The sequence below is a fragment of the Aurantimicrobium sp. genome, assembly GCF_036667855.1.
Taxonomy (GTDB): domain Bacteria; phylum Actinomycetota; class Actinomycetes; order Actinomycetales; family Microbacteriaceae; genus Aurantimicrobium.
Genome location: NZ_JAVWTF010000051.1, coordinates 1 through 9,699 on the forward strand (window position 1 = coordinate 1; position 9,699 = coordinate 9,699).

Consider the following 9,699-nt stretch of genomic DNA (forward strand, 5'->3'; position numbering starts at 1 on the left):
CCCTGAGATCCATGAACTTTCTTCCCTTTCAAGTAGTGACTCTTAATTACGAGTCCCACTTTTGGGGTTCAGTTCAAGCAGGGGGGCCGCATAATTTTTTTACAAAGAGTAAGTAAGCCAAAAACCTACTTGCTTGAATCTAACGCTAGTCGAAGCCATTGTTCTACCCCAGAAACGTGCACAGTCGTTAACGCTTTAGCTAGCTCTGTATCTTTGGCTTCGATTGCAGCAAGGATTGCCTTATGTTCGCTTAAGGTGCGTTCAATAGCTTTATCTTGAGTCAAACCGCGCCAAACACGTGCACGGACTGTTGAGCTGGAGAGAGAATCAAGCAGGCTTGTTAGGTAGCCATTCCCAGCTGCAGCGACTATTTGGTGATGAAAGGCTAAGTCGTGTTCAACTAGTTGTTCGATGCTAGAGGACTCATCTATCTGATGCATTAGAGTATGTAGCTCTGTGATTTCGTCAGAAGATATTTGTAATGCTGCTTGCGCTGCAGCAGCAGGTTCGAGGATTCTTCGGACTGCAAATAGATCCAAGATTGAAGCGTCGTCATGGAGGTCCACAACAAATGACACTGCTTCCAACAAAATATCTGGTTCGAGACTGGTTACGTAGGTTCCGTCTCCTTGGCGGACATCCAAGACCCTGAAGACAACCAGAGCTTTTATTGCTTCTCTAAGACTGTTCCGTGAGACACCAAGCTCTTCACTGAGCTCTTTCTCTGGAAGCAACCGATCGCCAGGTTTAAGTCGGCCACTAACAATCATGTTTTTGATTTGAAGAATTACCTCATCGGTGATGGCCATAAGACGATTTTACCCGCTATTTCATTGGGGAAGTCACTAAATTCCAATTTGCATAACGAAGTAAGTAATTTCATTTTTCAATCAATAAAAAGCTCTTGAGATCGCTAATTCCGATTGGCCAATTGAGGGACTTTAATAGGTGCTTTATTTGCGCATGCCTTCGCATACGAAGGCATGCGTAGGCATTTTCGTATTCCTGCTGGACAAACATCTTGATGCGCCACAACATCGAAATAACCCAGTAAATCACTAGAAAACTGGATGAGCCTGTCACTACTTTGTTCTTGCGATGAGCTTATAAAGTGGAGACGTGAATACGCCCCTGCGAACCCGTTTGGCGATTTCTGCGGGCAAACTTGCCGCCACCGCTTCGCGGTTGGCTGGCCGCGGTGAGGGCATGATCATTGGTGGCACCGTCGCCCTCAAAATCTCTACCCACGCGCTAGAAGATCTTGCGCAGGGTCGCGTGGCAGCGCTTGTCTCTGCAACGAACGGGAAGACCTCGACAACTCGTCTTCTTGCCACTGCAATGAGCCAAGGTGGACCAATTGCTTCACCCACTACCGGGGCCAACATGACTGAAGGCGCAGTCTGGGCCTTGGCAACGGGAGTTCCTGGAGCTCAAGCAGTTCTCGAAGTTGATGAGGCCTACCTGCCTCGCATAGTGAAAGAGACCAAGCCCAAGGTTGTGCTCATGGCTAATCTCAGCCGAGACCAACTCGACCGCATGAGCGAAGTTGCCATGCTTGCTCGCAAGTGGCGCAAGATGATTGAAGAGAACCCCGAGGTCCTCATCATCGCGAATGCTGATGACCCCATCGTGGTCTTCGCTGCGGAAAAGGCAAAGAAGATTGTGTGGGTTGGTGCTGGGCAAGCGTGGACCGCTGATTCCTCTGTGTGCCCAGAGTGCGGAACTTTGTTGAGTCGTGATGAGAAGACCTGGAGCTGCTCGGGTTGTGGCCGCAAGCGCCCCACTCCTTCCTGGAACTTTGAGTGGAAAGCATCCAAGGGCACAACCACGGCAACCGCTATTTCTCCAACCGGTGAAAAGTTTGACCTCTCCCAGCTGAGCTTGCCGGGCCGCTTCAACGCATCGAATGCAACTATGGCTTTGGCTGCCTGCAGCGAGCTGGGTTACAACCTACCCAAGGCTGTCGAGCTGATGTCGACCGTCTCTGCTGTTTCTGGTCGCTATGCCATTGTTCAGTCGGGTGCACTGAAAGTGCGCTTGCTTCTGGCCAAGAACCCAGCTGGCTGGAGTGAGCTGCTCGACATCATGCCGCCTGCGCCTACTCCTGTCATCGTGATGATCAATTCGAATCATGCTGACGGTAGAGATCCATCCTGGTTGTGGGATGTTCCCTTTGAACGTCTCGCAGGTCGAACGGTGATTGCCTCGGGCAATCGCCGCCGTGATTTGGCTGTGCGGCTGCTGCATGCAGGAGTGGAGTGCGTTGTGGTCGAGGACCCCTTTGCTCAAGATGCTGAACTGCCCGAAAGTGTTCGCAAGCTCGATGTCATTGACTGCGCTGCTACCTACACCGCGTTCCAAAAAATTCGTGTGGGAGCTTTAGGCGAGGTGGACGCATGAGTAGGTCCGTCAAAATAGCCTCGATCTATCCCACCCTGTTGGGCACCTACGGTGATGGTGGAAATGTGGCTGCGCTTCGTCACATCGCCGCACTACATGGCATTGCTGTGTCAGTTGAGGAAGTCTCACCCGGCCAGAAGGTTCCCGCCAATGCGGACATCTATGTCCTAGGTGGTGGAGAAGATACTGCTCAATCAGCTGCAGCTGCAGCTTTGCACGCCAGTGGCGCGCTCGCCGAAGGCGTGAAGAACGGCGCCGCTGTTCTCTCAATCTGTGCTGGATATCAAATCTTGGGCCACACCTTCCTTGACGCCGAGGGCAAGCCTTCTGCTGGTTTGGGACTACTTGATGTCACCACGGACCGCTTGGACAAGCGTGCCGTGGGTGAACTCGTTGCTCACCCACTCTCGTCAGGCCCAACTGGAATCACGGCAGTTCTCACCGGATACGAAAACCACGGAGGCTTCACCCACCTGGGTTCGGGCGTTGAACCATTTGCTTCCGTGACCTCCGGGATTGGTAACGGAGATGGCACAACAGAAGGCGCCATCAATGGCAGAGTCATCGGCACCTACCTGCACGGACCTTGCTTGGTTAGAAACCCGCAGGTCGCAGAACAACTTCTGAGTTGGGCCATTGGCCGTAAGCTCGAACACATCGTCGAGGCAGAAGTGGAGGCGCTTCGTAGAGAGCGTCTCGACTTTGTGACAAAGAATAGGTAACTCCATGTCGACTACTACGGCCGCAAAGCCCGAGAAGACTTTCTTCGGTCAGCCTCGCCAGCTCACCACCATCTTCGGCGTGGAGATGTGGGAGCGCTTCTCCTTCTATGGCATGCAGGGCATCTTGTTGCTCTACATGTTCTACCCCGTGGCTAAGGGTGGTCTGGGTATCGACGTCAAGGTCGCTACCGGAATCGTGGGGGCATATGGTGGTGGCGTTTACCTCGCGACCATTCTGGGAGCCTGGCTTGCTGACCGACTCTTTGGTAGCGAACGTGTTCTGTTCTATGCCGCTGTCATGGTCATGTTTGGCCACGTTGCCTTGGCTGTTCTTCCTGCTTATGTTGGCCTGACCGTTGGTTTGATCCTGATCGCCATCGGCGCCGGTGGTGTGAAGGCTAATGCGACAAGCATTGTGGGTCAGCTCTATGCCCCCGGCGATGTTCGTCGAGACGCCGGTTTCTCCCTGTATTACTTGGGTATCAACCTGGGTGCATTCGTGGGCCCCTTGGCTACTGGTTTCTTGCAGACCACCTATGGTTTCCACTGGGGTTTCGGCCTTGCAGCCGTTGGTATGGCAGCCGGTTTGATCCAGTACTCCATTGGTCGCCGAAAGCTTCCACCACAGACTCGTGTTGTTCCTAACCCCCTTCCTTCCAACAAGAAGTGGATGGTCGGCGCACTCGCCGCAGCTGGTGTTGCCCTCATCGTGATCTTGGTCTTCTCGGGTGTTATCACCAGTAGCAACCTCGCCACGGTGATCATCATCGTGACCGCGGCTGCAGCTATTGCTTACTTCATCGTGATCTTGGGCAGCAAACTCATCACTCCGATTGAGCGCAACCGCGTGTTGGCATTCATTCCACTGTTCATCGCCTGTGCTGCATTCTGGTCGCTGTATCAGCAGCAGTTCACGGTCGTGACGGTCTTCGCAAATGACCAGCTCAACCTGAGCATCTTTGGTTGGGACATGCCTGTCTCGTGGGTTCAGTCGATCAACCCGGTCTTCATCTTGGCTCTCTCTGGTGTCTTCGCTGCGCTGTGGACCAAGTGGGGAACCAAGCAGCCCAGCACTCCGGTCAAGATGGGTCTTGGAACCATTGTGATGGGTATCGCTTTCTTGCTGTTCTTGACCGTATATAACGCAGCCCCTCACACCGCACCACTGCTCGCGTTGGTTGCCATCTTGTTCGTGTTCACCATTGCGGAGCTGTTGATTTCACCGGTCAGCCTCTCGGTGAGCACCAAGCTGGCACCCACTGCCTTCCGCACCCAGATGGTGGCGCTGTTGTTCCTCTCCAGCGCGCTGGGAACGGCAATGTCAGGTCAGCTTGCTGGTCTCTATGACGAAAAGCACCCTGAACTGAACTTCGATTACTTCGCCTACTCTGGTCTGGCGGCCATCGGACTCGGTATTGTGCTCTTACTCATTCGTAAGTGGGTCTTGAAGCTGATGGAAGGCGTTCGCTAATGATCACCACCGAGTTCACTGACTCCCAGGGCGTTGAAATTGTCTATGACGTGTACTCGGTTCCCAACCCCCGTGCCGTGGTTCAGATCATGCACGGGCTCGGTGATCACGCAGGCCGCTATGCCCACGTTGCTGCCGCGCTGAACTCAGCTGGCTACAGCGCCTATGTTCCTGACCAGCGCGGCCACGGCCGCACGGGGGTCAAGCAGTTCGGCGGAGATCTCTCCAAGCTCGGCAAGCTGGGACCTGGCGGTTTCCGCGCCGCGGTGGCGGACTTCACCGAACTCACCAACATTATTCGTGCCGAGAACCCCGGTGTTCCGATCGTGCTTTTGGGTCACAGCATGGGCTCACTCATGGGTCAAGTACTGATCAATGACCACGCAGCTGACTATGCCGCCGTGGTGTTCTCCGGAAGCGCCTATCGTCAGCCTGGCTCGATGAATGCGGGCAAGCTGAACAAGAAGTTTGACGCTCCTGGTTGCACCGGTCACGAGTGGCTCAGCCGTGACCCTGCTGTCTGGAAGGCATTCAAGGAAGACCCCTGGACCTTCGAGGCAGACACTCTCAAGCTCTATGGTCTTGCCGATGGCTTACGCCTGTTCGGCAAGCCCGCTAAAGACATGGCTCAAGTTCCCTTGTTGTTGATCGTGGGCGAAGACGACACCTTGGGTGGCAAGCCCAGCAACATCAAACTTGCCGAAAGCTATATCGAGCGTGCTGGCCAAACCGATGTGACTCTGGGGATTTATCCCGAGGCACGTCACGAAATCTTCAACGAGACCAACAAAGATGAAGTTCTCGACGACATGATTTCGTGGATCTCGGAACGAGTAGCGTCCTAAACAATCCGGCAGGTGTTGCCCAGTTCGGCATCCACTCCGCCTGAGCGCGCCTTCTCCACGTAGTTCGGGTGAAGGTCGAGCCACTGCGTGACAAACCAGCAGCCTGAGGTGACCTTTTTGTCGGTGGTGGCAATGATGTCATCAATAGTGCGGCGAACCAACACTGCACCGAGTCCTTCATTACGGTGAGCAGGGTCAATGAAGGTGCCGGTAATCATGATGTCGCCCTCGCGGGAGACGTAGTGGGCGACGCCCACTTCCTTCTCATCGCTCAAGATGACATAGCGACTTTGTCCGGGTTGGTGGACTACTTCAGTGCTCATAGAACGAGCCTAGGACGATAACTGCGAGAATGGGCGAGTGAGTTCAGCAACTGGTCGCATCATCGAGGGAAACAACCTCGAAGTTTTGGCGACGCTGCCGGATGAATCCATCACGCTGATTTATATCGACCCACCGTTCAACACGGGTCGTGAACAGAGTCGCAGCAAGGTGACGTCTGTCCTTGCTGCGGACGATTCCACCAGTGGCTTGGTGGGTTTCAAGGGCAAGAGCTATGAGCGCACCCGTAGCGATCTGATGAAATACGACGATCGCTTTGATGACTACTGGGCCTTCTTAGAGCCCCGGCTGCGTGAAGCGTGGCGTTTGCTCGCTGACGACGGCACTTTGTATTTGCACCTCGACTACCGCGAAGCACACTATGCCAAGGTGATGCTCGATGCACTCTTTGGGCGCGACAGCTTCCTCAACGAGTTGATCTGGGCGTATGACTACGGCGCGAAGGCGAAGGGTCGCTGGCCAGCCAAGCACGACACCATCTTGGTTTATGTGAAGAACCCCAAGAACTACTTCTTTAACTCGGAAGAAGTAGATCGTGAGCCCTATATGGCTCCCGGTCTCGTCACAGCAGAGAAGGCAGCCAAGGGCAAGCTTCCGACCGATGTGTGGTGGCACACCATCGTCTCGCCCACGGGTAAAGAGAAGACCGGTTACCCCACCCAGAAACCCGAAGGCATCCTGCGCCGCATCGTTCAGGCATCCAGTCGTGAAGGCGACACCGTGTTGGACTTCTTCGCCGGCAGTGGCACAACCGGTGCTGTTGCCGCATCACTGGGCCGCAACTTTATTTTGATTGATCAAAACCCCGAAGCGCTCGCCGTGATGCGGTCGCGCTTCGCCCCCCTCGAAGGAGCTGTGCGCTTTGAGTAATGCTGAACTTCCTCGCACCGAAGAACTCCGCGTGAAGCGTATCCCGGAGAAGCAGGTCTTCGACCGCGAAGCGTTGAACGCGCTCCTTGATGAAGCCATCGTGGGTCACGTTGCTGTGGTTCGCGGAGAACAGCCCGTGGTTCTACCGGTGGGGATAGGTCGCGATGGCGATACTCTGCTCATCCATGGCTCTACTGGGTCAGGTATTTTCCGTGAAATGGCGGACGGACGTCCGCTCTCTATTGCGGTGACCTTGCTCGACGGTCTTGTTTACGCGCGCTCAGCTTTTGAAAGCTCCATTCACTATCGCTCTGCTGTGATTATGGGCAGTGCAACCGTGGTTGAGGGGGACGAGAAGCTCGAAGCTCTCGCGATTCTCACCAACCACATGATGCCCGGGCGCTGGGACGAAGTTCGTGAGACCACTAAGAAGGAACTGGCAGCAACGATGGTGCTGCGAGTTCCTCTGGAACGCGTGAGCGTCAAGATCAGTGATGCCGGTCCAGACGAATTCGAAGATGATGGCGATGACCGCTCCATATGGGCAGGCATTCTTCCTTTGCGTGTTGTTGCGGGCGAACCCTACGCCTCCGAGATGACCCCAGAGGGAACTCCCGTTTCCCCTTCAGTTATTGCTCAAACGCAGCGTCTGGTTTAACTGACTCTGCCCAGGCGATGCCTGGGCAGAGTGTGAAGGTTGTTGAGCTTTAGGAAGTTTGTGCTTTCTTTCGCGACTTCGCTTTGGCCTTTTCCTTGTGAGCCTCGCGAGCAGCCTCACGTTCTTCGGCTTCCTTGAGTCGGATCGCACCAGTTGCCGTGCCAGGCTCAACAATCGAGCCCATCATCTCGGCAGCATTTTCGGCCAGAAGAACCGCATCCTCATCTGCTGCTTCCTGCATGGCCGACTTCTGACGAAGAGGGGTTGCCTTGAGGAACCAGCTCAGGATGAATGCGATCACCACAACCACAAGGCCGATTTGATAGACGGTCACCGTTGCTTCGGCAAAGCCCACGAGGAAGGGCTTAGCCAATGCTTCGTTCGCGCCCACCAAGAACGAGGTGTCGCCATCGAGGGATGAGCCCACAGCAGTGGGGTCTTTATAAACGGCAAGGATGCCGGCGTTAGCGGGGTTAGAGGTAATTGCTGGATCGGCCAATGCCTTAGCTACACCTGCCGTGATTGAAGGAGTTTCGAATGCCTTCTTGAGGGCTTCAGGGATGGTGTTGAACAAGACCGAGAACAAGATTGCCGTGCCGGCAGTTCCACCCATGGTGCGGAAGAAGGTTGAGGAGCTGGTGGCCACACCAATGTCGCGGGGGCCAACAGAGTTCTGGCTGGCTACGGTCAGAGTCTGCATCAGCTGACCCAGACCTGCACCCATGAAGAACATGCCAACCATGACGAACCACAGTGGGCTATCCCAGGTCAGTCTGGTGAAGAGCAAGAAGCCCAGAATCATGAAAGCAGTACCAAAACGAGGGAACCACTTATAGCTTCCGGTGCGAGACATGACCTGACCGCTGACAATGCTGGCAATCATCATGCCCAGGATCATCGGGAGCATGAGCAGACCACTTTCAGTGGGGGTCGCTCCCTTGACCAACTGGAGGTAGAGGGGGATGGTCATCATGGCGCCGAACATGCCAAAGCCCACGAATACGCCCAAGATGGTTGCCATCGTGAAGGTCTGTGATGTGAACATCTTCATTGGGATAAGGGCATCATCGCCCATGGAGCGCTCGATCATGACGAAGGCGACTGCTGAGAAGACACCAATTAAGTAGCAGGAGATGGACGCAGTGGAGAGCCAGCCCCACTCGCGTCCCTGCTCAGCAACAACCAGCAGTGGAACAGTGGCGGTGATAACAGTTGCTGCTCCCCACCAGTCAATGCGCACGCGGCGGTGAGTTTTAGGTAAGTGCAGCGCCTTGAGAACAATGGCCAGTGCCACGATGCCGATGGGCACGTTGATCAAGAACACCCAGCGCCATCCAGTGATACCGAGGATCTCAGGTGTTCCAGAGAGCAGACCACCGATGAGTGGCCCAATCACAGAGGAGACACCGAACACAGCCAGGAAGAAGCCCTGGTACTTCGCGCGCTCACGCGGAGCGAGCATGTCACCCATGATCGCCAGCGGAAGCGCCATCAAACCACCAGCACCCAGACCCTGGATAGCGCGGTAACCAGCGAGCTGATACATCGTGTCAGCTGTGCCGGCGAGAAGTGAACCCAGCACGAAAACAGAAATTGCGATGATGAACAGTGGGCGACGGCCGAAGATATCGCTGAGCTTGCCATAGAGCGGAGTCGAGATGGTCGACATGATCATGTAGGCGGTGGTGACCCATGCCTGCAAGGACATTCCGTCAAGGTCATCGGCGATGGTGCGCATCGAGGTGCTCACCACGGTCTGATCCAGCGCGGATAAGAACATGCCGGACATGAGTCCGATCATGACCATGAGAATTTCTCTCTTGGTCATGATTGATTCGCCAAGGGCGCGAGCATCTGTTTTCGACATACAACTTCTAACGTCAACGTTGAGGGGGGAAGAATTCACGGGGAAATACATCCCGTGTACTTCTCAACGCTATACCCCTCCCGGTTTATGAACTGCTCCCCAAAAGTTGGACTGATTAATCAGTATCCAATTTCTGGGGAGTATTTCTTTGCAACCAAATAGTTCACTCACAACACCTCAACGAGAACAGCTCGTTGATCTCTTCGAAACCGGCTTCGGTTATGTTGCCGCCGCTAACCGTTTAGGTTTCTCCGTTGACGCCTCGAAACAGTTCCATCGCAAGTGGATGCTTCATGGCAGGCTTTGTCTTATGCAAAGCAAAACCAAAAGTACTTTCTCTTTTGAAATCAAAAAAGAAGTAGTCGAACGTTTTCTTGCCGGTGCGACAAAGATGGAACTCGCGGCAGAGTTTCAGTTAAGTTCTGTTCAGCTTGTGACCGCATGGGCTCGTCAATGGCGAGCAGGCGGTGATGAGGCGTTGATGCCCAAACCTAAGGGCAGGCCTTTTGGTTCGGTTCAAAACC

At 54.5% G+C, this 9,699-nt stretch carries 9 protein-coding genes and 1 pseudogene; 7 read left to right on the forward strand and 3 right to left on the reverse strand.

All coding sequences use genetic code 11. The features are described from left to right. Positions 1 to 125: 125 nt before the first annotated feature. A complete protein-coding gene (locus RR877_RS08815; RefSeq protein WP_332550624.1) occupies positions 126 to 809 on the reverse strand; it encodes a FadR/GntR family transcriptional regulator in 684 nt (227 codons plus the stop codon). Positions 810 to 1,119: 310 nt separating this feature from the next. On the opposite strand from RR877_RS08815, the gene RR877_RS08820 reads away from it, so the two are divergent. The 4 genes from RR877_RS08820 to RR877_RS08835 are packed head-to-tail and all read left to right on the forward strand — an operon-like array spanning position 1,120 to position 5,438. Continuing rightward, positions 1,120 to 2,400 (forward strand): MurT ligase domain-containing protein, encoded by a 1,281-nt coding sequence (locus RR877_RS08820; protein ID WP_332550625.1) that lies wholly within the window; start codon positions 1,120 to 1,122, stop codon positions 2,398 to 2,400. Continuing rightward, positions 2,397 to 3,122, forward strand: coding sequence for a glutamine amidotransferase (locus RR877_RS08825; protein ID WP_332550626.1), 726 nt, complete (start codon positions 2,397 to 2,399; stop codon positions 3,120 to 3,122). Before RR877_RS08820 ends, RR877_RS08825 begins: the two co-directional genes overlap by 4 nt. A 4-nt stretch (positions 3,123 to 3,126) precedes the next feature. Then, positions 3,127 to 4,593 (forward strand): oligopeptide:H+ symporter, encoded by a 1,467-nt coding sequence (locus RR877_RS08830; protein ID WP_277494836.1) that lies wholly within the window; start codon positions 3,127 to 3,129, stop codon positions 4,591 to 4,593. Then, positions 4,593 to 5,438 (forward strand): alpha/beta fold hydrolase, encoded by an 846-nt coding sequence (locus RR877_RS08835; RefSeq protein WP_332550627.1) that lies wholly within the window; start codon positions 4,593 to 4,595, stop codon positions 5,436 to 5,438. The genes RR877_RS08830 and RR877_RS08835 overlap by 1 nt, the downstream gene beginning before the upstream one ends. On the opposite strand, the gene RR877_RS08840 is transcribed toward RR877_RS08835, so the two are convergent. Further along, positions 5,435 to 5,761, reverse strand: coding sequence for a GNAT family N-acetyltransferase (locus RR877_RS08840; RefSeq protein WP_277494839.1), 327 nt, complete (start codon positions 5,759 to 5,761; stop codon positions 5,435 to 5,437). The genes RR877_RS08835 and RR877_RS08840 overlap by 4 nt on opposite strands. 37 nt (positions 5,762 to 5,798) lie before the next feature. Here RR877_RS08840 and RR877_RS08845 point away from each other — a divergent pair, with 37 nt between their 5' ends. Both RR877_RS08845 and RR877_RS08850 read left to right on the forward strand, forming a co-directional pair. Continuing rightward, a complete protein-coding gene (locus RR877_RS08845) occupies positions 5,799 to 6,650 on the forward strand; it encodes a site-specific DNA-methyltransferase (protein WP_332550628.1) in 852 nt (283 codons plus the stop codon). Further along, the gene (locus RR877_RS08850; RefSeq protein ID WP_277494841.1) at positions 6,643 to 7,308 is read left to right on the forward strand and encodes a pyridoxamine 5'-phosphate oxidase family protein; all 666 of its coding nucleotides are present in this window, start codon (positions 6,643 to 6,645) and stop codon (positions 7,306 to 7,308) included. Before RR877_RS08845 ends, RR877_RS08850 begins: the two co-directional genes overlap by 8 nt. A 49-nt stretch (positions 7,309 to 7,357) precedes the next feature. Here RR877_RS08850 and RR877_RS08855 read toward each other — a convergent pair whose 3' ends face one another. After that, the gene (locus RR877_RS08855) at positions 7,358 to 9,175 is read right to left on the reverse strand and encodes an MDR family MFS transporter (RefSeq protein WP_332550629.1); all 1,818 of its coding nucleotides are present in this window, start codon (positions 9,173 to 9,175) and stop codon (positions 7,358 to 7,360) included. Between the two features lie 301 nt (positions 9,176 to 9,476). Between RR877_RS08855 and RR877_RS08860 the strand changes: the two are divergent. After that, positions 9,477 to 9,699 (forward strand): annotated as a pseudogene (locus RR877_RS08860) (helix-turn-helix domain-containing protein); the annotation flags it as partial.

Bases quoted from the DNA above. Each gene is read 5' to 3' on its own strand.
- RR877_RS08815 (WP_332550624.1), bottom strand. From the start codon at position 809: ATGGCCATCACCGATGAGGTAATTCTTCAAATCAAAAACATGATTGTT.
- RR877_RS08825 (WP_332550626.1), top strand. From the start codon at position 2,397: ATGAGTAGGTCCGTCAAAATAGCCTCGATCTATCCCACCCTGTTGGGC.
- RR877_RS08830 (WP_277494836.1), top strand. From the start codon at position 3,127: ATGTCGACTACTACGGCCGCAAAGCCCGAGAAGACTTTCTTCGGTCAG.
- RR877_RS08835 (WP_332550627.1), top strand. From the start codon at position 4,593: ATGATCACCACCGAGTTCACTGACTCCCAGGGCGTTGAAATTGTCTAT.
- RR877_RS08840 (WP_277494839.1), bottom strand. From the start codon at position 5,761: ATGAGCACTGAAGTAGTCCACCAACCCGGACAAAGTCGCTATGTCATC.
- RR877_RS08855 (WP_332550629.1), bottom strand. From the start codon at position 9,175: ATGTCGAAAACAGATGCTCGCGCCCTTGGCGAATCAATCATGACCAAG.